The sequence below is a fragment of the Nocardia sp. NBC_01377 genome, assembly GCF_045040005.1.
Taxonomy (GTDB): Bacteria; Actinomycetota; Actinomycetes; order Mycobacteriales; family Mycobacteriaceae; genus Nocardia; species Nocardia noduli.
The window spans coordinates 4,385,837-4,408,123 of sequence record NZ_CP109566.1; the positions used below are offsets into that span (position 1 = coordinate 4,385,837).

At 67.6% G+C, this 22,287-nt stretch carries 20 protein-coding genes and 1 pseudogene; 11 read left to right on the forward strand and 10 right to left on the reverse strand.

The window, feature by feature from the left end; all coding sequences use genetic code 11:
- Positions 1-5 precede the first annotated feature (5 nt).
- A complete protein-coding gene (locus tag OG225_RS20300; RefSeq protein ID WP_405183107.1) occupies positions 6-1,181 on the reverse strand; it encodes a sensor histidine kinase in 1,176 nt (391 codons plus the stop codon).
- A 113-nt stretch (positions 1,182-1,294) separates the two neighbouring features.
- Between OG225_RS20300 and OG225_RS20305 the strand changes: the two genes are divergently transcribed.
- On the forward strand, positions 1,295-2,062 hold the full coding sequence (locus OG225_RS20305; protein ID WP_405183307.1) for a sulfite exporter TauE/SafE family protein: 768 nt from the start codon (positions 1,295-1,297) through the stop codon (positions 2,060-2,062).
- 10 nt (positions 2,063-2,072) lie between these two features.
- Here the strand turns inward: OG225_RS20305 and OG225_RS20310 are convergent, their stop codons facing one another.
- Positions 2,073-2,729, reverse strand: a complete 657-nt coding sequence (locus OG225_RS20310) for a helix-turn-helix domain-containing protein (RefSeq protein WP_308165275.1) — start codon at positions 2,727-2,729, stop codon at positions 2,073-2,075.
- 151 nt (positions 2,730-2,880) lie between these two features.
- On the opposite strand from OG225_RS20310, the gene OG225_RS20315 reads away from it, so the two are divergent.
- Both OG225_RS20315 and OG225_RS20320 read left to right on the forward strand, forming a co-directional pair.
- Positions 2,881-4,428, forward strand: coding sequence for a TldD/PmbA family protein (locus OG225_RS20315; RefSeq protein WP_405183108.1), 1,548 nt, complete (start codon positions 2,881-2,883; stop codon positions 4,426-4,428).
- 65 nt (positions 4,429-4,493) lie between these two features.
- Entirely contained in the window at positions 4,494-5,810 is a 1,317-nt protein-coding gene (locus OG225_RS20320) for a metallopeptidase TldD-related protein (protein WP_405183308.1), read from the forward strand.
- A gap of 19 nt (positions 5,811-5,829) precedes the next feature.
- Here OG225_RS20320 and OG225_RS20325 read toward each other — a convergent pair whose 3' ends face one another.
- The 3 genes from OG225_RS20325 to OG225_RS20335 all read right to left on the reverse strand — a co-directional run bounded on the left by OG225_RS20325 (position 5,830) and on the right by OG225_RS20335 (position 7,493).
- Complete coding sequence (locus tag OG225_RS20325) at positions 5,830-6,363, reverse strand: DUF4333 domain-containing protein (RefSeq protein ID WP_405183109.1); 534 nt, start codon at positions 6,361-6,363, stop codon at positions 5,830-5,832.
- Between the two features lie 152 nt (positions 6,364-6,515).
- Complete coding sequence (locus OG225_RS20330; protein ID WP_216910178.1) at positions 6,516-6,911, reverse strand: PPOX class F420-dependent oxidoreductase; 396 nt, start codon at positions 6,909-6,911, stop codon at positions 6,516-6,518.
- Positions 6,912-6,920: 9 nt separating this feature from the next.
- A complete protein-coding gene (locus tag OG225_RS20335; RefSeq protein WP_405183110.1) occupies positions 6,921-7,493 on the reverse strand; it encodes a PadR family transcriptional regulator in 573 nt (190 codons plus the stop codon).
- A gap of 120 nt (positions 7,494-7,613) precedes the next feature.
- On the opposite strand from OG225_RS20335, the gene OG225_RS20340 reads away from it, so the two are divergent.
- A complete protein-coding gene (locus OG225_RS20340; protein WP_405183111.1) occupies positions 7,614-8,333 on the forward strand; it encodes a VOC family protein in 720 nt (239 codons plus the stop codon).
- Here the strand turns inward: OG225_RS20340 and map are convergent.
- Positions 8,330-9,097: a type I methionyl aminopeptidase gene (gene map / locus OG225_RS20345; RefSeq protein WP_405183112.1), complete on the reverse strand. Its 768-nt coding sequence runs from the start codon at positions 9,095-9,097 to the stop codon at positions 8,330-8,332. The genes OG225_RS20340 and map overlap by 4 nt on opposite strands.
- Before the next feature lie 74 nt (positions 9,098-9,171).
- Here map and OG225_RS20350 point away from each other — a divergent pair, with 74 nt between their 5' ends.
- The 3 genes and pseudogenes from OG225_RS20350 (at position 9,172) to OG225_RS20360 (ending at position 12,952) form a co-directional block, all read left to right on the forward strand.
- On the forward strand, positions 9,172-9,435 hold the full coding sequence (locus OG225_RS20350) for a helix-turn-helix transcriptional regulator (RefSeq protein WP_405183113.1): 264 nt from the start codon (positions 9,172-9,174) through the stop codon (positions 9,433-9,435).
- 350 nt (positions 9,436-9,785) lie between these two features.
- A pseudogene (gene ileS / locus OG225_RS20355) lies at positions 9,786-12,440 on the forward strand (isoleucine--tRNA ligase); the annotation flags it as partial.
- A 98-nt stretch (positions 12,441-12,538) separates the two neighbouring features.
- Positions 12,539-12,952 (forward strand): DUF5915 domain-containing protein, encoded by a 414-nt coding sequence (locus OG225_RS20360; RefSeq protein ID WP_405183309.1) that lies wholly within the window; start codon positions 12,539-12,541, stop codon positions 12,950-12,952.
- On the opposite strand, the gene OG225_RS20365 is transcribed toward OG225_RS20360, so the two are convergent.
- Complete coding sequence (locus OG225_RS20365; RefSeq protein ID WP_405183114.1) at positions 12,939-13,730, reverse strand: SDR family NAD(P)-dependent oxidoreductase; 792 nt, start codon at positions 13,728-13,730, stop codon at positions 12,939-12,941. The two genes, OG225_RS20360 and OG225_RS20365, sit on opposite strands and share 14 nt — an antisense overlap.
- A gap of 151 nt (positions 13,731-13,881) precedes the next feature.
- Here OG225_RS20365 and OG225_RS20370 point away from each other — a divergent pair, with 151 nt between their 5' ends.
- Positions 13,882-14,418: a TetR/AcrR family transcriptional regulator gene (locus tag OG225_RS20370; RefSeq protein ID WP_216910193.1), complete on the forward strand. Its 537-nt coding sequence runs from the start codon at positions 13,882-13,884 to the stop codon at positions 14,416-14,418.
- A gap of 51 nt (positions 14,419-14,469) precedes the next feature.
- Here the strand turns inward: OG225_RS20370 and OG225_RS20375 are convergent, their stop codons facing one another.
- A complete protein-coding gene (locus OG225_RS20375; protein WP_405183115.1) occupies positions 14,470-15,630 on the reverse strand; it encodes a response regulator transcription factor in 1,161 nt (386 codons plus the stop codon).
- Positions 15,631-15,767: 137 nt separating this feature from the next.
- Between OG225_RS20375 and OG225_RS20380 the strand changes: the two genes are divergently transcribed.
- Together OG225_RS20380 and OG225_RS20385 are read left to right on the forward strand one after the other, a co-directional pair.
- A complete protein-coding gene (locus tag OG225_RS20380; protein ID WP_405183116.1) occupies positions 15,768-17,144 on the forward strand; it encodes an FAD-binding oxidoreductase in 1,377 nt (458 codons plus the stop codon).
- 870 nt (positions 17,145-18,014) lie between these two features.
- Positions 18,015-19,004: an MHYT domain-containing protein gene (locus OG225_RS20385; protein ID WP_405183117.1), complete on the forward strand. Its 990-nt coding sequence runs from the start codon at positions 18,015-18,017 to the stop codon at positions 19,002-19,004.
- A 12-nt stretch (positions 19,005-19,016) separates the two neighbouring features.
- Here OG225_RS20385 and OG225_RS20390 read toward each other — a convergent pair whose 3' ends face one another.
- A complete protein-coding gene (locus tag OG225_RS20390) occupies positions 19,017-20,483 on the reverse strand; it encodes an MFS transporter (RefSeq protein WP_405183118.1) in 1,467 nt (488 codons plus the stop codon).
- A gap of 55 nt (positions 20,484-20,538) precedes the next feature.
- Here OG225_RS20390 and OG225_RS20395 point away from each other — a divergent pair, with 55 nt between their 5' ends.
- On the forward strand, positions 20,539-21,279 hold the full coding sequence (locus OG225_RS20395) for a TetR/AcrR family transcriptional regulator (protein ID WP_405183119.1): 741 nt from the start codon (positions 20,539-20,541) through the stop codon (positions 21,277-21,279).
- 153 nt (positions 21,280-21,432) lie between these two features.
- Here the strand turns inward: OG225_RS20395 and OG225_RS20400 are convergent, their stop codons facing one another.
- Positions 21,433-21,951, reverse strand: coding sequence for a hypothetical protein (locus OG225_RS20400; RefSeq protein WP_405183120.1), 519 nt, complete (start codon positions 21,949-21,951; stop codon positions 21,433-21,435).
- Between the last annotated feature and the right edge of the window lie 336 nt (positions 21,952-22,287).

The following is a 22,287-nucleotide window of genomic DNA, read 5'->3' on the forward strand; positions in this document are numbered from 1 at the left end:
CCGGCTCAGTCGGACAGGCCGGGATCGAGCGGGATGGTGGCGCGCACCAGCCAGGCCCCGTCCGGCATCCGGCCGGTCTCCAGCGTCCCGCCGAGGACGGCGATCCGCTCGCGCATACCGACCAGGCCCATGCCGCTGCCCTCGATCAGAGGCCCGGGCGGACCGTGCACCGGTATCCCGCCGGTGTCGGTGACCTCGACGAGGACATCGGCGTCGCGACGTCGCACGCGAACCCAGGCCTTCGGATTCGGTCCGGCGTGCCGCAGGGTGTTGGTCAGCGATTCCTGGATGATGCGGTGCACGCCGAGGCTGACTTCCGGCGCGATCCCGTCGAGTCCGCCCGTGAGTTCCGTGTCGACGGCAAGTCCGGTGCCGCGCATCATCTCCACCAATCGGGCCAGTCCCGCGGTGCCGTGCTGGGGCAGGCTGTCGGGCGCGTGATCGGTGCGCAACAGCGCGACGGTGCGGCGCAATTCACGCAATGCCTCGCGCCCGGTGGCCGCGACGGTGGCCATCGCCTGTTCGGCGACGTCGGGATCTCGACGCAGCGCGTAGCGGGCCCCGTCGGATTGCACGATCATCACGCTCACCGCGTGCGCGACCACATCGTGCAGTTCCCTGGCGATCCTGGTGCGTTCCATGGCCACCGCTTCGTGCGTGCGCCGTTCCCGGTCGTAGTCGGCGACGGCGAGCCGGGCCGCGACCTCCGAATCGTAGGCGTGGCGCGCGCCGTTGAATTCGGCCAGCGTCCAGCACAGCGCGTAGAACAGCGAGATGAACGCGACCGTGGACGGCACCGGTTGATCCAGCAGCAGTACCGAGACGGTGCTCTCGACCGCGAGGCCGACCAGCAGCAGCAGCCCTTCGCGCCTGCCCACGTACGCGACGAGGGTGTAGAGCATGATGCCGAGCGCGAGCAGCGCCGGATGACTCGCGTGATCGTCGAGCAGATAGTTCACCGCCGACGTACTCAGCGCGAGCAGCAGCATGAGTGCCGACATGGCCCGTGGATAGGCGCGACGGAACGCCACCGGAATCGGCAGCAATCCGCCGATCACCAGGTAGACGACCTTCTCCCGGCTTTCGCCTAGTCCGGTCAGATCCAGCAGCAGCAGTCCGAACGCGAGGATGGAATCCGCTACGAGCGGCTTGCCGCGAAGCCACAGACTGAACCGACGCACGAACCTCAGCCTAGGGCGGCGGCGCGGCGGTGGGCCCCGACCGCGGCGGCGTGCCCGATTCCCCCGCGGATGCCACCCGCGTCGAATCATGGGACGTCTGGTTGGCTGACGGGGTGAATTTCGCGGACTGGACGACCCTGCTCGTCGCCGCGACCGCTGCGGGCTGGGTCGACGCGGTGGTCGGCGGCGGCGGGTTGATCGTGCTGCCGACGCTGTTCCTGGTTGCGCCGGGTATCGCGCCGCAGACGGCGCTGGGCACCAACAAGATGGCGGCGGTCGCGGGGACGTCGGCCTCCGCGATCACCTTCGCCCGCAAGGTGCCCATGCGGTGGCGGATCCTGCTGCCCGCCGCCGTGATCTCCGCGGTGGCCGCCGGGGTCGGGGCGGCGGCGGTGTCGCTGATCGACCGCGAGTTGTTCATCCCGATCGTGATGGTCGTGTTGGTCGGGGTCGCGATCTTCGTCACGTTGCGCCCGTCGATCGGCGTCACCATGGCGACGCACCCGCCGACGCGGCGCAAGGTGATCCTGGTCGTCGGACTGGCCGCCGGACTGATCGGGTTCTACGACGGCCTGCTCGGTCCCGGCACCGGCACTTTCCTGATCATCACCTTCGCGACCGTGCTCGGCACCGAATTCGTCCGGGCGGCCGCGATGGCGAAGGTGATCAACTGCGGATCCAATGTGGGCGCGCTGATCTACTTCGGCGCCACCGGCCACATCCTCTTCGCGCTCGGCGCGGCCATGGCGGTGGGCAATGTCGCCGGGGCCGTGGCCGGTTCGCGGATGGCACTGCGCAAGGGCGCCGAATTCGTCCGCGTGGTGCTGCTGGTCGTGGTCATCGGGATGGTGATCCGATTGGGCTGGCAGCAATTCGCCTGATCGGGAGCCCTCAGCCGACGGTTTCGGCGCGGGTCGGGTGGGGCGCGGACAGCCACGGTTGCAGTACCCGCGAGGTGGTCTCGTGGATCCGGCGATGCAGTCGCTCGCCGTCCTCCTGGCTCGAATGCGGTTGCTGGAAAAGAACCGTCAGCGCCCCGGAGACCGCGCCGACCACCGCGCCCACCAGTGCCGCGGCCCCGACTTCATCGAATTCCTCGGGGAACGCGGCGTGCAACTGCCTGCCGATCTCGCGCTGGGCGAGCAGTTGGGCGTGCGCGGCCCGACCGCTCACCGCGGGCACGGTGCGCGAGACCTGCGCGCGCACCGCGGCGATCCTCGCGTTGAGATCGTCGATCAGGTGGTCACCGGGATTGTCCCCCGCGGCCCGTAGCGCGCGCAGCAGCACCTCGACCGGACGTTCGCCCGGCCTGCGCCCGCCGATCGCGACGACGGCGGCGCGCACCCGCTCGTCCGGTTCGGGGAACAGCAGTTCTTCCTTGCTGGCAAAGTAATTGAAGAACGTGCGGGTGCCGACATCGGCCGTGGCGGCGATATCGGCAACGGTCGTCTCCTCGTAGCCTCTGTTCTCGAACAGCTCGACAGCGGCCTCGAGCAGAGCACGGCGGGTACGTTCCCGTTTACGGTCGCGCAGGGCAGATGGCGGCACGCGGGCACAGTACGACATCGACTGCCGTCCTCGCGGTAACCAGGGGGTTTCCAGCGCGCCGTTGATCGTGCGCCGCTGGGCAATTCGTCCGGTTGCGCCGGGTTGTGCGCCGGGACACCCGGTCACGGGCGGACCCGGTAGCGTAGCCGGGGTGAGCATCGCGAATTCCGAGGATTCGTCGGGAACTGCGGCCATCGACGCCGAATTCCTCGCGCTACCACTGCCCGCGCTGACCGACGCCGCGCTCGGCGCGGCGAAATCCGCGGGCGCCGAATACGCCGACCTGCGTGTGCAGCGGCTGGTGACCCAATCGATTCGGCTGCGCGACGGCGAGGTCGAGGCGATCACGAACGCGACCGATCTCGGATTCGCCGTCCGCGTGATCGTCGACGGCACCTGGGGTTTCGCGTCGCATCCGGCGCTGACCGCGCAGACCGCCGCCGAGGTGGCGCGGCGCGCGGTGACGGTCGCGACGACGTTGCGCGCGCTCAACAGAGAACGTGTCGAACTCGCCGACGAACCGGTCTACCGTGACGCGCGCTGGTCCTCGGCCTACGACATCGACCCGTTCGCGGTGCCGACGACGGAGAAGGTCGCGCTGCTCCAAGACTATTCGGAACGCCTGTCCAGCGCCGACGGCGTCGACCACGTGACCGCGTCGGTCCTCCAGGTCAAGGAACAGACCTACTACGCCGACACCGCGGGCTCCTCGATCACCCAGCAGCGGATTCGCCTGCATCCCACCCTGGAAGCGGTCACCGTCGATTCCTCGGCGGGCGTTTTCGAGAGTATGCGGACCCTCGCGGCGCCCGCGGGCCGGGGCTGGGAGTACGTCACCGGAGCCGACGGGGTCTGGGATTGGGACGACGAACTCGCGAAGATACCGGCCTGGCTCGCCGAGAAGGTGAAAGCGCCCGGTGTGACGCCGGGGCCGACCGATCTGGTGATCGACCCGACCAATCTGTGGCTCACCATCCACGAATCCATCGGGCACGCCACCGAGTACGACCGCGCGATCGGCTACGAATCCGCCTACGCGGGCACTTCCTTCGCCACCCCGGACAAACTCGGGACCCTGCGGTACGGCACGCCGATCATGCACGTCACCGGTGACCGCACCGAACGGCACGGGCTGGCCAGCGTCGGCTACGACGACGAGGGTGTGGCCGGACAGCGCTGGGATCTGGTCCGTGACGGAACCCTGGTCGGCTACCAACTCGACCGGGTCTTCGCCCCGCGCCTGGGCCTCGAACGTTCCAACGGTTGCTCGTACGCCGATTCCCCGCATCACGTGCCGATCCAGCGCATGGCCAATGTCTCGCTGCAACCCGACCTCGAGGTGGACACCAGCACCGAGGAGCTGATCTCGCGGGTCGAGAACGGCATCTACATCGTCGGCGACCGGTCGTGGTCGATCGATATGCAGCGCTACAACTTCCAGTTCACCGGACAGCGCTTCTTCCGTATCCGTGACGGCGAACTCGACGGGCAGTTGCGCGATGTCGCCTACCAGGCGACGACCACCGATTTCTGGGGGTCGATGGAAGCGGTCGGCGGTCGGTCCACCTGGCAGCTCGGCGGCGCGTTCAACTGCGGAAAGGCCCAGCCCGGTCAGGCGGCCCCGGTCAGCCACGGCTGCCCGTCGATCCTGGTGCGCGGCATCAATATTCTCAACACGCGGACGGAGGCAGGGCAGTGACGGAGTTGCCGCACGCGGGCGAGGTGGTCGAGCGGGCACTGGCGCTCTCGAAGGCCGACGAGGTGATGGTCATCGTCTCCGACGCGTCCGAGGCGACGCTGCGCTGGGCCGGTAATTCGATGACGACCAACGGTTCCACGACCGCGCGGGACTGGGCGGTCGTCTCCGTCTTCCGAGAGGGACCGCAGACCGCGCGCGTCGGCAGCATCAGCTCCACCAGCGTCGATCCGGACGAGATCGAGGCGGCGGTGCGGGCCAGCGAGGCGGCGGCGAGCAGCGCCGAACCCGCGAAAGACGCCATGCCGCTGCTGGAACCGCGAGCCGACGCCGAGGACTGGTCCGCTCCGCCCGCGCACACCGACATCGAGGTGTTCACCGAACTCGCGCGCGATCTCGCGGTCGGATTCGACGGCACGGACCGTCTCTACGGGTACGCCGAACACCGGGTCGTCACCACCTGGCTCGGCACGTCGACCGGGGTCCGCCGCCGTTTCACCCAGCCGACGGGGTCGGTGGAGATCAACGGGAAGCGCGGCGAGGGCACGGATCTGGCCAGCGCCTGGGTCGGGGTCGGAACCACCGACTTCACCGATGTCGATATCGCCGCGATGCTCGCCGACCTGTCACGCAGGCTGGATTGGGCGGGCACCAGGATCGAACTGCCCGCCGGGCGCTACGAGACGCTGATGCCGCCGTCGACCGTCGCGGACATGATGATCTATATGTCCTGGTCTATGGAGGGCCGAGGCGCGCACGAAGGACATTCGGCGTTCGCGCGCGCGGGCGGCACCAGGGTCGGCGAGCGACTCAGCGAGATTCCGCTGACCCTGTACTCCGATCCGGAGGCGAGTGGACTCAAGTACCAGCCGTTCGTCGCGACCCGCGCGTCCTCGGAGGCGATGTCGGTCTTCGACAACGGGTTGTCCGCGCGACGGGTCGACTGGTTGCGCGACGGCGTGATCGAATCGCTGATCTATCCGCGCGCCACCGCCGCCGAATACGACGCTCCCGCGACGGTCCCCGGCGACAATCTGCTGTTGATCGGCGGCTCCGGGGCCACCCTGGACGAGATGATCGCGCGCACCGAACGCGGTCTGCTGCTGACCACGCTCTGGTACATCCGCGTCGTCGATCCGGCGACCCTGTTGCTCACCGGGCTCACCCGTGACGGTGTCTATCTGATCGAGAACGGCGAGGTGGTCGGCGCGGTGAACAACTTCCGCTTCAACGAGAGCCCGCTGGATCTGCTGCGGCGCGCGACCGAGGCGGGCGCGACGGAGACGACGCTGCCGCGCGAGTGGAAGGACTGGTTCACCCGAACCGCCATGCCGCCGTTGCGTATTCCCGACTTCCACATGTCGTCGGTGAGTCAGGCGACCTGATCGAACGGCGCGCCCTGTCCTAGTGCGGGCGGCTGACCTCGTAGGTGCCGTCGAGATCGGTGACGGTGATCGTCACGCTCTTCTTGATCCCGTCCACCCTGGCCGTGCAGTCGAAGACCGTGCCGACCTCCACCGGCTGACCGGCGGGGCATTTCACCTCGCGGACGTCTTCCTGCCCGTAGGACTCGCCGAGCACCTGCACCACGCCGCGCTGGACGACCAGCGGATCCAGATTCTCCGGCGCGCTCGCGACGCTGGTGCGCGCCGCGATCGTCGACGGCACCGCCGCGGCGGGCGGTATCACCGGAACGCTGGCCTGGGGCGCGGACACCGCCGGTTTCGGCGCGGTGTCGGGCATCGACGACTCCCGGATGCCGACCACGATCAGACCGCTGATCACCCCCGCGATCGCGATGACGAAAGCGGCGACGACGCCGGCGATGATCACCGGCACCCAGCCGTTCGCGGTGGACCGGGGTGCCTGCCCCGACGCCGAGTGATCGGCGATCGGGTAAGGGCGAGAGGTATTCGGCTGTCGCGTCGGTACCGTCATCACGTTCCCTCCCCCCGGGGCAGGGCCGAAAAATGAGGTCTGCCAGTGAACTACCCCGGTGCGCGCGCAAGGATAACCGAGTGGGTGGGTCCTTCGCCCCGCACTCCCCCGAATCGCCCTACCGGACTTGCGGATTGCGTATCACCGTATGGTTACGGCGCAGGTGGGGGCGTCGGCGTGATCTCGATCCCGACGGTCCCGGATTTCCCGCGACGCAGATTGCTTCCGATGATGGTCAACGGGCCGAGGATGAAGTACTTGCGCATCAGCAGTTTGCGCACCCGCGCGGTGCCTTCGGCGTCCAGGATCCGGCCGGTGCCTTCGACCACCTCGCCGCGCGGCTTGCCGCGCACGTCGCAGGGCTGCACGGTGACGGCGGGATTCTTGCGCAGCCGTTTCACCTTCCAGCTGTCGGTGACGGTCCAGACGAACAGTTTGTCGCCGTCGGCCACCGCCCAGATCGGTGTCCCGACGGGCGTGCCGTCCTTTCGGAACGTCGTCAGGAGAACGTAGTCCGCGTCGCCGACGGGACCGAGGGTGTTGGTCATGCCCGCAGCCTAATCTTCCGGATCCGGGTATGCCCGTTCCCGCATGTGGTATTCGCCCGCCTCCAGCCGCGCGAGAATGCCGCCGGTCCACGCCGAGAGATTCGCGAAGACACCACTCCACAATTCGAGTAGATCGGTGGCGTGCGGCGCTTCGTAGCGGCCGGGGAAATCGGGAATCATCGCGAGAAGTTCGGCGCGCACCGTGTCGCTGTTGCGGCGCTGCTCGCGTAATTTCTCGATGACGTGCGCGCGGGGCAGCGCGTCCATGAAGGCGATGGCGGCGCCCAACTCCTCCATGTCGACGCTCACCAGCGCCGCGTCCATCAGCGCGCGGAATTCCGCTTCCCCGGCCTCGGTCAGCGTGAACAGGGTTCGTCCCGGTCCCTTCTCGCTGCTCTCGGTATCGGAGGCACTCAATTTTCCTTCCGCGCCGAGCTGTTTCAGGGCGTGATAGATCGAGCCCGGTTTCACATTGGTCCACGTGTCCGCGCGCCACGACAGCAGTTCGGCGCGCACGGCGTACCCGTGGGCGCGCCCCTGCCCGCGGATCACCCCGAGCACGAGCAGTCGCACCGAGGACATGTCGACCTTCCTTCCTTCGTCGTCGACCGCACATGCTACTCGAGCTTGACTTCCCCGAAACGCGCCCTAGGCTGGGGTAGTCAAATTTGACTAGCTTCGACGACGTGGAGGAACTTCCCGATGGGCGACACCCCGGTTCCCGTGCTGTGGACCGCAGCACCGGCCGCGACCCTGGATTTCTACCGAACACTCGGCTACACCGTGACCTACGAGCAGACCCGCCCCTACGTCTATCTCGCCTTCGAACGCAACGGCTGCCCGATCCACTTCACGGCGGCGCCCGAGACAGCGGAAGCAATCATCGAACATGTCGGCTGTCTGGTGATGGTCGACAACGTGGCCGACGCGCACCGCGAATTCAGCACCGCCCTGCGTGCCCACTTCGGCAAGATTCCCGCCAAAGGGCGTCCGCGCATCACCCGATTCCGTCCCGGCCAGAGTCGATTCAGCGTCGTCGACCCCGACGGCAACACCCTCATATTCATCCAGCGCGACGAACCCGAGGATGTCGAATACGGAGGTTCGGCCGAACTGGAGGATCTCGCGCGCGTTCTCGACAATGCCCGGATCCTGCGCGATTTCAAGAACGACGACAAAGCCGCCGCGCGCGTGCTCGAGGTCGGACTCGGCCGGTTCGCCACGGTCGCGACCCCACTCGAACGCGCCCGCGCCATGGCAATGCTCGCCGAATTGGCGGTGGCCACGGACGAACCGGGGCGCGCCGAGAAATTCCGCGCCGATATCCGCGCGCTGGAATTATCCGCCGAGGACCGCGACGCCGTCGCCGAAGAACTACGCGCGGGCACCGATCTGGAGCACTGGCTCGACGGTGACGACTAACCCGAGGCGGTGAGCACTCGCGGGCCGTCGGCGGTGATCGCGACCGTATGTTCGGAATGGGCGGTGCGGGAACCGTCGGCGGACCGGATGGTCCAGCCGTCGGGGTCGGTGTAGATCCGGTCGGTGGTGCGCGCGAACCAGGGTTCGATGGCGATGGTCAGGCCGGGCCGCAGCGTGTAGCCGCGGCCCGGCCTGCCCGCGTTGGGGATGTGCGGGTCCTCGTGCATGGTCCGTCCGAGACCGTGGCCGCCGAATTCGGTGTTCACCGGGTAGCCGTGGGAGCGGGCGACTCCCGCGATGGCGGCGGAGATGTCGCCGATCCGATTACCGGGCAGGGCGGCCTCGATGGCGGCGGCCAGCGCCTCCTCGGTCGCGCGGACCAGTCGCAGATCTTCCGGATCCGCCGTGCCGACGATGACCGTGGTGGCCGAATCGGCCACCCATCCGTCGATGCCGACGGCGAGGTCGATACCGAGCACGTCACCGTCGCGCAACCGATAGTCGAACGGAAGTCCGTGCAGCACGGCGTCGTTCACCGAGAGGCAGACCGTGTTGCGGAACGGTCCGCGCCCGAACGAGGGCGCGTAGTCCCAGTAGCAGGATTGCGCACCGGCCTCCCGGATACGTTCGCGCACATGCGCTTCCAGCTCGAGCAGGTTCACCCCGACCCGCGCGAGCGCCCGCACCTCGGCCAGCACACCCGCGACGAACCGCCCGGTCACCCCCATGCGATCGATTTCCGCGGGCGACTTCAACTCCACCATCACGACCTCCAGTCGGTATTTTAATACCAGCGTAGCGGCTTGCGGTATTTTAATACCACTCGTACCCTGGTCGCATGGTCCGACTCCCGCTCACCCCCGCCCAGATCGAGGCAGGCCGCCGCCTCGGCGGACGGTTGCGCGCGGCCCGCGCCGACCGCGAACTCTCCGACGTCGCCGCCGAGGCGGGAATCTCCCCCGAAACCCTGCGCAAGATCGAAACCGGCCGACTCCCCTCCCCGGCCTTCGGCACCGTCGTCGCCCTGAGCCAGGCCCTCGACATCCCCCTCCAGGAACTGGCCGACACCTGGCGTTCGGTCGGCCTCGCCGAATCCGCCTGAGGCAGCGGCGCCCGGTCGCGAGCCACGTCGACGCGCAGTGATCGCCCCACCGAACCGCGCGAACGCCTCGCCGCGTTTTCGGTGTTGCGCGCCGACCTGCCAACTTCGAAACAACGGCGTTGATCCGGCCATCACCGGGAAGCCTCCGGAAGAACAGGGACTCCGTGGAGTCTCCCAGTAGAACCGGACGTCCGTCGCACGTCACAGCGACCAATGAGCGGCACGCGGATTTTCGTGTGCAAGCGGGGTGGTACCGCGGGCTCCCGATCCTCGTCGATCGGGTGTTTCGTCCCCGCACGGGCGAGTTCACCTACCTGTGCGAGCACGGAACAAACGGGAGCAGTCGGAATATGGTCCATGACGATCGACCCACGTCACCCTTCGTCGCCCTCGCGGCGCGAATCGACCTCCCCGCGACCGAGTCGACGATTATCGAATGGTGGCGCGAGCGCGACATCTTCGCCCGCAGTCTCGAACGCACCGCGACGGGTCCGAGGTGGGGATTCTACGAGGGGCCGCCCACCGCCAACGGCTCGCCGGGTGTCCATCACGTCGAGGCGCGCGTGTTCAAGGACGTCTTCCCCCGCTTCAAGACCATGAAGGGGTATTCGGTGGCACGCCAGGCGGGTTGGGACTGCCACGGCCTGCCGGTCGAGCTCGCGGTGGAGAAGGAACTCGGGCTGGAGGGTAAACCCGCGATCGAGGAATTCGGGGTGGCCGAATTCAACGCCCGCTGCCGCGAATCCGTCATGCGCCACGTCGGGGAGTTCGAGCGGCTCACCGAGCGCATGGGGTACTGGATCGACCTCGACCATCCGTACACGACCATGTCGCCGGAATACATCGACAGCGTGTGGTGGTCGCTCGCGCGAATCTTCGACCGCGGTCTGCTGACCGAGGATTTCCGGGTCGCGCCCTACTGCCCGCGCTGCGGGACGACGCTGTCGGATCACGAACTCGCCCAGGGCTACGAGACGGTCACCGACGCGTCGGTGTACGTCCGGCTGCCCGTGTCGGAACCGGTCGCGGGGATCGACGGCGTCGATCTGCTGATCTGGACCACCACACCGTGGACCCTGCCCGCCAATACGGCGGTCGCGGTCAATCCCACGGTGACCTATGTCGTCGCGCGCACCGGCGCGGGGACTTTCCTGGTCGCCGAACCGCTGGTCGAGGCGGTGCTCGGTCCGGACGCCGAACGCGCGGCGACCGTGCTCGGCGCCGACCTCGCCGGTCTGCGGTATCGACGGGCCTTCGACCTGGTCGACATCCCGGACGCGCACCGCATCGTCACGGCCGACTACGTCACCACCGCCGACGGCACCGGCCTGGTCCATCAGGCTCCGGCGTTCGGCGCCGACGACCTCGCGGTCTGTCAGGCCAACGGACTGCCCCTGGTCAATCCGATCGAATCCGACGGCCGCTTCGCCCCCGACGTCCCGCTGATCGGCGGCATGTTCTTCCACGACGCCGACCCGGTGTTGACCGAGGAACTCGACCGACGCGGATTATTGTTCCGTCGCACCGATTTCGAGCACAGCTACCCGCACTGCTGGCGATGCCACACGCGACTGATGTACTACGCGCAGCCGTCCTGGTACATCCGCACGACGGCGGTCCGCGCGGAACTGCACCGGGAGAACGAGCGGACGAACTGGTTCCCCGAGACCATCAAACACGGCCGATTCGGCAATTGGCTCGACAACAATATCGATTGGGCGGTATCGCGCAGCCGGTACTGGGGAACACCACTTCCGTTGTGGCGCTGCGAGAACGACCACGTCACCGCCGTCGGCTCGCGCGCAGAACTCGGTGAGCTCGCGGGTGTCGACGTGTCGGACATCGATCCGCACCGGCCCCATATCGACGCCGTCACCTTCGGCTGCCCGGACTGCGGCACCACCGCGACACGGGTGCCGGAAGTCGTCGACGCCTGGTACGACTCGGGTTCGATGCCGTTCGCCGCGCTCGGTTATCCGCACGTGGAGGGCAGCGTCGAGGCCTTCGAACGCGACTACCCGGCGCAGTACATCTGCGAGGCCATCGACCAGACCCGCGGCTGGTTCTACACCTTGATGGCGGTCGGCACCCTGGTCTTCGATCGCTCGTCGTACGAGAACGTGGTCTGCCTCGGGCATATCCTCGCCGAGGACGGCCGCAAGATGAGCAAACATCTCGGCAATGTCCTCGCGCCGATCCCGCTCATGGACACGCACAGCGCCGACGCGCTGCGCTGGTTCATGGCATGTTCGGGGTCGCCGTGGTCGGCTCGCCGGGTGGGTCCCGGCCCACTGGACGAGATCTCACGACGCCTGCTGATGACCTACTGGAACACCGCGTCGTTCTTCGCGCTGTACGCGAGCAACGCCGAATGGAATCCGTCCGCGGCGCACCCGCCCGCGCGGCGCCCCGTGCTCGACCGGTGGATCATCGGCGAACTCCACACGCTGGCCGACGCGGTGGACACGCGGCTGGAGAACTACGACACGACGGGTGCGGGCAGGCTGCTCGCCGAATTCGTCGACGCGCTGTCGAATTGGTACGTGCGCCGGTCGCGCCACCGATTCTGGGACGGCGACCAGGACGCGCTGTCGACCCTGTTCGAATGCCTCGATGTGCTCACCCGTCTGCTCGCGCCGTTCATCCCGTTCCTCACCGAACAGGTGTGGCAGGACGTGCTGCGCCGGGGCGGGGCGAGTGCCGAATCGGTGCACCTGTCGGACTGGCCGGTGTCCGACGCGGCACTGATCGACCGCGCCCTGTCCGACGAGGTCGCGACGGCACAGGCGTTGGCCGAGGCCGGTCGCGCCGCGCGCAAGGTGAGCAAGGTCCGGGTTCGTCAACCGCTGGCGCGGGCGTTCGTCGGATTGCCGCCCGGTGTCACGCTCGGGCAGGATCTGCTCGACGATGTCGCCGACGAATTGAATGTCAAACGTCTGGAGACGCTGCGGTCGGCGGCGACCGTGATCGATATCGGCGTCAAGGCGAACTTCCGCGCGCTCGGGAAGCGTTTCGGCAAGAAGACGCAGGCCGTCGCCGATGCGCTGCACGCCGCCGACGCCGCGCGTGTGTCGAGCGATTACGCGAGACCGGGGCGGCGACGATCGAATTCGACGGCGCCACCGTCACTCTCGGACCCGACGAGGTCATCGTCTCGGAACTGCCACGCACCGGCTGGGTGGTCGAAACCCAGCGCGGCGCCACCATCGCCCTCGATATCGGGATCACCGCCGAACTCGCGGCCGAAGGTGTCGCCCGCGATGTCGTTCGGGTGGTCCAGAACGCCCGCCGCGACGCGGGATTGGCGATCGCGGACCGGATCGAGCTCACCGTCGCCGGATCCGACGACATCCTGGCGACGGTGAAATCTCACGAAACCTTCATCGCCACCGAAACTCTCGCCACCTCGACGACGCTGGTGAACGCGGTGACCGACGGTTTCACCGGAACCGTCGGCGACGGGGCCGAGATCAGCGTCCGCGTCGTGACGACGCCCGGCGAATTCACGCGTCCTTGAAGGGATTCAGCCTGCCACCGAGGTAGTAGCCGACACGGGTCGGGATCGGGCGCATCGCCGCGGCCACGACCTTGTTGACGGTGCCGGGCACGCAGACCGGCTTGCCGTTCATGACGGCCTGCCAGCCTTCGCACACCACGTCGTCGGGCTGCTGCCACAGCAGGCCGGGGAGGTTGTTCGCCTCGTCGCGGGTACCCATCACATCGTGGAACTCGCTGTGGGTGAAGCCGGGACACAGGGCGGTGACGTGGATGCCGTGCGGTTTCAGCTCCATGTCGAGGGACTGCGAGATATTGAGGACGTAGCTCTTGACGCCCGTGTAGAGCAGGCTCGCGCCGGGCGGGGAGAACGCGGCCAGCGACGAGAGATTGACGATCCGGCCCCACCCGCGCTCCTTCATGCCGGGAACGACGCGGTGCGACAACTCGGTCACCGCGGTCACCATCAGCTGGATCTCGGCGGCGAGCGTGCCCCACGGTGTCTCGGCGAATGCGGTCTTCCCGGACAGTCCGGCGTTGTTGACGAGGATGTCGATGTCGATGCCCTCGGCCGCGGCATGTTCGGTGATGGCGGCGGGCGCGGCGGGGTCGCTCAGATCGGCCGCGAAAACCGCGCAGCGCACGTCGTATTCGGCGCGCAGTTCCGCGGCGAGGGCTTCCAACCGCTCCGCGCGGCGGGCGACGAGCAGCAGGTCGTAGCCCTGACTCGCGAGGTGACGGGCGAAACTCGCGCCGATGCCGGCGGAGGCCCCGGTGACGAGGGCGGTTCTGGTGGGCATTCGATTCCTCGGCTCGGCGGGCGAAACCCGACGGTCGCGCGGGTACACGGCCGGGTTTCTTGAATGGCAATCAAGAACTTCGCGAGCGTAGCCGATCCTTGATTGCCGTTCAAGATAGGATCGTGGCCTTGCCGACGAGCGACAGGAACCCATGCCGGCCAACAAACGCCCCAGGGACCGACAGGAGAAGCGCGACGAGATCGTCACCGCCGCGCGACGCCTCTACGTCGACGCGGGCTACGACGCCACGAGCATGAGCCGTCTCGCCGCCGAGGCCGGGGTCGCGGCCAACACCGTGTACTGGTACTTCACCGACAAGGACGATGTACTGATCGCGGTACTCGACACCCTCGTCGAGGAAGCCCTCCTGGATTGGCCGAACGCCCCCACCGGCCTCGCGGGTCGCATGCTGTGGCTGATCGACCGACTGTCGACCGTGAGCAAACTGGTCAGCACCGTGCACGCCCGCACCACCGTGTCCGAATCCATCGACGCCTGGCACCACCGTTTCCACACCACGGGCGAGGCGATGCTGCGCGCCGAGATCCACCGCCCCGGCCTCACACCCACCGAACTGGACGCGGCCGTACGGCTGTGCGTGTTCACCATCGAGGGCCTACTGGTCCACCCCCACGCCGAATCCGAGAAGCGCGCCATCTGCGAGACACTGCAGAAGAGTCTCTGCTGACCCGAACGGAATCGCACCCCTCACCGCGGATCGACTCCGGTGAGGCGCGGGTCAGGCGCCGACCCGGCCGGATTCCGGCTCGCGGGCGACGAACCAGCCGGTCGGGGTGAGTTCCGCGCCCATGCGCGGGACGTACTGGTCGAAGTAGACGCGGGAGATCAGTTCGCGTCGGGAGCGGACGTTCGCCTTGTCGAAAACCGATTTCAGGTGGTCCTGGACGGTGTAGGTGGACAGGTGCAGGGTGGCCGCGATCTCCTTGGTGTCGATGCCCTGGAGCACCAGTTGGACGACGTCGCGTTCCCGTGGTGAGAGCCCGTAGGCGGCGACGACGATCGCGACGATCTCCGGCGGACGTGCTTCCTCGATGGTGATCACCACGTCGCCCTGCCTGCCGCCGCGTGCGGTGAGCGGGCCCGCGTGCAGTACCAGCCACATACCGCCGGTGGTGCGCATCCGGCAGCGCGGCGGGACGGCCGTCTCTCCGCGCCCGAATCGCCTGGCCGCGCCGACCAGGGCACCGACGGGACCGAGCGGATCGCCACCGCCCACCCCCCAGTCGAGTTCGGCGAGGCGCTGCTCGGCGCCGAGACTCATCTGCACGATCTGATCGTCGGAGCCGACGATCAGCACGGCGGGGCCGGTGATCGAGGCGGGCGGGGCGACCTCGACCAGGCGGGCCAGCATGCCGGTGCGGACCCCGTGCGCGAACGGCGCCGCGAGGGAGGCGAGGAAATCGATTTCGGCGGCGTCGAACGGCGCGTCGCCCGCACCGCGGAACAGCGCCATCGCGCCCCAGGTCTCGTGGCCGTCGCGGAAGGCCAGACGGGCCTCGTCGGCGAATCCGAAATGCGGTTTCATGAAGGTGCTCATCCGCCCGGAACGCTCGACGTCACCGTTGGTCATGAGGTGCACGCCCGCGGCGGGCACCTCGGCGCGCGCGAGTTCGGTGAACGCGGTCGGTTCGACGGTGCCGTATTCGATCAACCCGAATTCGTGGTCGTGACTGTTGCGATCGCGCAGGTCACCGTATTTCCTGGCGCTGGTCAGCATATGGGTGACCGGGTCCTGGGTCGCGATGCACGCGCTCACCCACGGCACCGCGCGCGATACCGAGGCGACGGCTTCCTCGAGGAAGGTGTCGAGGTCGAGTCCGGCGCGCGCGACGATATCCATATCCTGTCGCACGCGTGCCGCGGTCAGTCCTCGAGCCATGACGATCAGTGTGCGCCCGCGAGCGGATTCCCACCATCCCAGAAGTCTGGGTACCGCCGACCACCAGATCCGACGGGCCGCGATTCCCCGGCTTCGCGGGATGGCGTGGCGGTCGGCGCGGGCCGAATGTTGTCGCCATGACTTCTTTCGACCTCACCGCCTCCCCCGCCCTGGAGACCCTGCGCGACCACTGCGAACTGCACCTGCCCGGCGACGACGGTTACGACGCCGCGCGGACCCCGTGGAACGTGGCGGTCGACCAGCGCCCCGCCGCGGTCGCGATCCCCCGCAGCGTCGCCGAGGTGGCCGCGGTGGTGCGCGCCGCCACCTCGGCGGGTCTGCGGGTCGCCCCGCAGAGCACCGGTCACGGCGCGGGACCGCTCGCCGAACGCGCGCTCGACGACGTCGTGCTGCTGCGCCTGTCGGAGCTGACCGGGGTCACGATCGATCCGGTCGCGCGGACCGCCACGGTGGTCGGCGGCACCCTGTGGCAGGAGGTGATCGCCGCCGCCGCTCCACACGGACTGACCGCGTCGCACGGCAGCGCGCCCGATGTCGCGGTGGCGGGATACCTCCTCGGCGGCGGGCTGTCGTTCTACGGCCGCGAACACGGCCTCGCCGCGAACGCGGTGCGCTCGGTGGATGTGGTGCGGCACGACGGCGCCCTCGTCCACGCCGACGCTCGGGAGAACCCCGATCTGTTCTGGGCGGTGCGCGGCGGTGGCGGCAACCTCGGCGTCGTGGTGTCGATCGAACTCGAATTGCTACCCTACGCCGACGTTTTCGCCGGAATGCTGCTGTGGGATCGCGAGCGCGCCGCCGACGTGATTCCGGCCTGGGTGCGCTGGAGCAGGACCGCCCCCGAATCGGTGACCACATCGCTGCGGGTCATGAGCTTCCCGCCGCTGCCCGAACTGCCGCCGTTCCTGTCCGGCCGCGACATCGTCGTCGTCGACGGCGCGATCCTGGCCGACGACGACACCGCCGCGACGATCGTCGAACCGCTGCGGGCGCTGCGCCCGGAAATGGACACCTTCGCCCGAATCCCCTCGGCCGCCCTGCTTCTCGTCCACATGGACCCGCCCGCACCGACGCCGACCGTCGGTGACCACAGCGTCCTCGGCGATCTCGACGACGCCGCGATCTCCGCGCTGCTCGCCCATATCGGCCCCGGCACCGCCCCCGGTCTGATGTTCACCGAGTTGCGTCACCTCGGCGGCGCCATCGGACGCCCGTCCGACACGGGCGGCGCGCTGTCCCACATCCCCGGCGTCTACGGATTGCTCTGTGTCGCTGTGGCTCCGACGCCGCAGGCCGCCGTGGCGGGCAGGGCGGCGGCGTTCTCCGTCGTTCGTGCGATGTCGAGTTGGTCGCTGCCGAATCTGATTCCGACCTTCACCGAGAACCGCGCGGATTCGGGCCGCATGTACGACGGTGAGGACTGGGCCCGCCTGTGCACGGTCCGCGACGAACTCGCCCCGGGCGCGGTCTTCGTGGCGAATCACGCGCTCTAGCGTGATGCGGCGGCGTCGGCGAGGACACCGGCTCCGCCGCTCCGATCACGGAATCGATACGGCCACGGGCGGTTCCGATTCCATGGCCGAACCGCCACCGCGAGATCACCGGTAGTCGCGGCGCCGACGAGGGGTGCTGCCGTGGGCTACCGCCGAGGCGCGCGGTGGCGGCGTCGTCGGCCGCACGACCGGAATTCCACGCTTGTACGTGACGACCCCGCGTTATCCGACATGTGCATGTTCCACATATGCCGTCGAATTCACCGATTCAGCAGTGCGACAGCGATATCAGCAACCCCGCAGACAGTATTTCCGACGCGGGTCGCACGCCGCCACATATCCGGTCGAGCCCCGCCTGTCGGCGGATACTCCGGCATCCGAGTACACCCGGTATGTAGTGTTGTCGAAATCATCCGGGTCGTAAACGTATATGCGGTAAAGGATATCGAGCCGACCGCACACAGTTCACGATCCGGATACGGCCACATCGAACCGGGAGGCCCGGACACGCACAACGGCGGTTGCGACATCGGATTCCGCTGGACCGCACTATTGTTCCGACACGTGTCGCATATGAGACGCGAGAACCGGGAGGTCATCTTTTCCGGCACACCGAAACGTCACCCTCGACGCGTTCCGGCCACGCGGTGGTCCGGTCACCGATCTCGAGCTCCGACAATATTGCCGATAAATAGCTCGGACGTAACTACCGGGCGGGAGTACCCCATTTCCCGGAAGACCTTCCGTTAAACCAAAACGTGATCAACGCCATAATTTTCAACCTAGGGCCAACCTGCCACCTGCCGTATCGTCTGTTCCGCTACATCATTTCGTGATCTCGGCAGTACCGTCGGCAGTGGGGTTTTCAAGGTGCTAGACATTTACCACTTCAGTCACGGCTGGTTGACGCCACTGCTGTCCTACATCATGTCGTTCATCGGCTGTCTACTCGGATTGCAGTGCGCGGCACGCGCACGGCAGGAGAGCCGGACGTCGTGGCTCGGCCTGTCCGCCTTGGCGATCGGCGGCACCGGTATCTGGGTGATGCATTTCATCGCGATGCTCGGCTTCTCGATCGAGGACGCGCAGATCCGCTATAACGTGCCTATCACGCTGTTCAGCGCCGTCACCGCCATCGTGGTGGTGTGGATCGGATTGATGCTGGTGGTGAAATCGGAGCCGACGCTGCCCGGACTACTCGCGGGCGGCACCATCACCGGACTCGGCGTCGCGGGCATGCATTACACGGGTATGTACGCGATGAAATCCGATGCGGCCGTGACCTACAACGCCGGATTGGTCGGATTGTCCGTATTGATCGCGGTCGTCGCGGCCACGGCGGCGCTGTGGTTCACCCTGCATATCGACGGCGCGTTCGCCACCATCGGCGCGGCATTGATCATGGGTGTCGCGGTTTCCGGAATGCACTACACCGGTATGGCCTCCATGCACGCCCACGCGGGTGCGCACCACGGCACACCCTCCGGAGCGGAAGCACTGCAATTGCTCGGCCCGTTGATCGCGGGGATCAGCATCGTGACCATGCTCCTGCTCATCAGTGTCGGTCTGACCTCCATCGAACGCACCCCCGTCAGGCGCACTCCCACGGACGCGAGCGGACCCGCCACGGGCGTCGGCCTCGCACCGCCCAGACGCTCGGATTCCCTTCCGGCCGACCGCATCAACTGGTGGGAGGATCGATCCGAGACGCAAGGCACCGGCGGCGTTCCCACCAACCAGTACTGGCCGAGCAGACCGTCGAATTCGTCGGCGCGCGCCGAATCGGAAACCGCACGACCGCGCGCCGTCGACGAGCGAGCGCCACGACAGCCGCGGTACGGACGCCACGACAACACGTGATCCCCGGGGGCTCTAGGCCACCTTCGCCTGTTCCGGTTCCTCGCCCTCGGTGGCGGCGACGGGCGGTCGCGAGCGCAGCAGTATCAACCCGAGCAGAGCCGCCGCGGCGCTGAAGCCCGCGCTGATCCACGCACCCGCCGCCATGGCCGCGGTGAACGCTTCCTTGGCGGGTTCGGTGTACCCGAGTTCGAAAGCGGCGCCGATGGATTCACGCGCCGCCTCGGGGGCGTCGTCCGGCATGCGCGAGGTGAAGACACCCGCCAGCACGCTGCCGAGAACAGCGATGCTGATCGCCATACCGACCTGTTGCAGTGTGTCGTTCATCGCCGAGCCGACGCCCGCGTGTTCGAGCGGGATGGCGTTCATGATGGCGGCGTAGGCGGCCGGACCGGCAAGACCACCGCCCATACCCATGACGAGCATGCTGACCAGCACCCACAGATATCCCTGGCCGATGGCGAGGATCACGAAGGCCGCCGACATGACGAGCAGGCCCGACACGATCAGGGTCTTGTTGCTCACCGCTTTGCCCAGGGTGGCGCCCAGTCCGTTGCAGACGGCGGCCGCCACCGCGTACGGCAGCAACGCCAGACCGGCTTTCATCGGGCCGTAGCCGAGGACGAACTGTAGGTACTGCGTCAGCATCAGCATGAGCGCGCCCATGCCGAACACCATGAGCAGCAGGGTCAGCGCCGTGCCGGTGAAATCCCTGTTGCGGAACACGCCGAGCGGCAACATCGGATGGTCCGACCGCGCCTCCCACACCACGAAACCAACCGCGGCGGCCACCGCGAGGGCGATCATGCCGATATTGAGCTCACGCTCGATGACGACGTAGATCGCCGCCCCCAGGGCGACGATGGACAGCAGCACACCGACCGGATCGACCGGGCGCTGATCACCCACGGTTTCGGGCATGAGCACCAGAGCGGCGACGATCGCCGCGACCGCCACCGGGATGTTCAGCAGGAAGACCGAACCCCACCAGAAATGTTCGAGCAATGTGCCGCCGAGCGTCGGACCCGCGACGATGCCGACGACCGACACCGTGGCCCAGGCGGCCATGGCGGTGCGCCGTTCGTCCTCCTGGAATGTCGTCATGAGGATGGACAGCGTCGACGGCATCAGCAGCGCGCCGCCGACTCCCATCGCGGCGCGCGCGCCGACGAGCTGCCAGGGTTCGGTGGCGAGGACCGCGGCCAGCGACGCCGCGCCGAACACGGCTAGGCCGATGATCAGCATCCGGCGCCTGCCGAACCGGTCGGAGAGGATGCCCGAGGTGAGGAGCAGTCCCGCGAAGACCAGGACGTAGGCGTCGAGGATCCACTGGATATCGGCCGGTGTCGCGCCCAGTTCCCGGATGAGGGACGGGATCGCGAGGTTGAGCACGGTGCCGTCGATCATCAGCACCAGTAGCGAAAGACAGAGAACTCCGAGGATCCACCAACGACGGGGGTCTCGCACAGTGTTCGATTCCACTCGCACACCGTACGGCAAACTCGAACGATGTGCGAGTGAATATAGAATCACGGGTGTGACCAAGCAGTTCTCCTCGGTATGGACCCGCGAAACCCGTCGCCCCAAGGCGTCGGGCCTGACCCGCGACCAGATCGTCACCGCCGCACTCGAGATTCTCGACGCCGAGGGATTGGCCGCGCTGAGCATGCGCAAACTGGGTTCCAGACTCGACGCGGGCGCGACGAGCCTGTACTGGTATGTCACCAACAAGGACGAACTGCTGGAATTGGTCCTCGACGAGGTGTGGGGCATGCTCGACAGCGCCGAACCCGGACAGGCGCCGTGGCGCGAGGTGATCACCACCTTCGCCTACAGTTTCCGCGAGACCCTGCGGGCGCACCCGTGGGCCGCGTCCCTGGTCGGCCAACTACCCAGCATCGGCCCGAATGCCCTGCGACTCACCGATCGACTGCGCCGCGCGTTCATCGAGGCCGGATTCACCGGCACCGACATCTACCTGGCCAGCGGCTCGGTGATCTCCTTCGTCCTCGGCCAGGTCATCCCGGAACTGGCCTGGACCAAAGCTTTCGGCGACACCGAACCCGATCGTGACACGATGATCGACAGCGTGGTCGAACTCGCCGCCGACTACCCCGAGATGATCGAGGAATTCCGGACCACGACGAACATCACCCCCGCCGCCGCTCGCGCGATGGCGTTCGATTTCGGACTGTGCTGCGTACTCGACGGTCTGCACGCACGGCTGCGTCAACGGGACCGACCGCACGGCAGTCCGGCAGAATCCGTGCTCCCCTGATCCGACCGCGCACCGGGCGAATCCCTCGCCGCCGGGAATGGTGTATCCGGGAAAACAATTCGGGCACGTGAATTACCCGGCCGCCCTCGGCAATTATCTAGCGAGGGCGACCGGGGAATATTCGATCTTTCCGAATGCCTTACTCCGGCACGGTTACTGGTTGGCGCCGATCACGCCGCCGATGAGACCGCCGATGAGGCAGCCGGGCAGGAATCCGGCGACGAAGAACAAGAATCCGATCAACGCGCCGATCACGCATCCGATCAACGCCCCCGCGACCGTCGTTCCCGCGTCACCGATGAAATCCGCCTGCGCCGGGACTCCGCCGACCGGGGTGAGTGTCAATGTCGTTGCGGTGGCGTCGACTTCGGGCGCCACCTCCACCTGCTGGCCCGCGACCGCGTGCAGGGTGGTCGGTACCGTGGCCACCACCGCGCCGTCCGGCGCGACCACGACGATCCCGGCATCCGGGGTCACCACGAACCGGCCCGAGGCCAAGGTCACGGTGGCCGCGGAGCGATCGGGAGCCACCGCGGCCGTGTATTCGACGCCGCGGTCGTTGCCCGCGAGCACCGGGGCGGCGACCGAGGGCGAACCGTACGCGGTGGCCGCGGTGACGCCGGTGGCGGCGACCGTCAAAACCGTTGCCGCTACCAATTTTCTGATCTTCATGTGTATTCCAATCCAGCCGAATCGATTGATGTTCCCCGAGAAACGGACTTGGGACACCAATAATGATGCGCGTTCGACATCAATCGCGGGCGCGAATCGTAGAATTCGAATCAGGTTGGCGGAACGTCTGATCGGCCCGATTTTTCGGGTCTTGCGATCATGTACTCCAGTAAAATCTTCGCCCATCACGGGCTGTCGACCACATACGTTGTGCCTTACGTGGCAAACCGACGTGTCGCTATTCGATCACGTAATGATCAACGGCGGCGCGGAATGCGCTCCGGCAGCGGTGAACACGGCCACGAGAGGTATCGGAGCCCACCGTTCGGGCGGCGG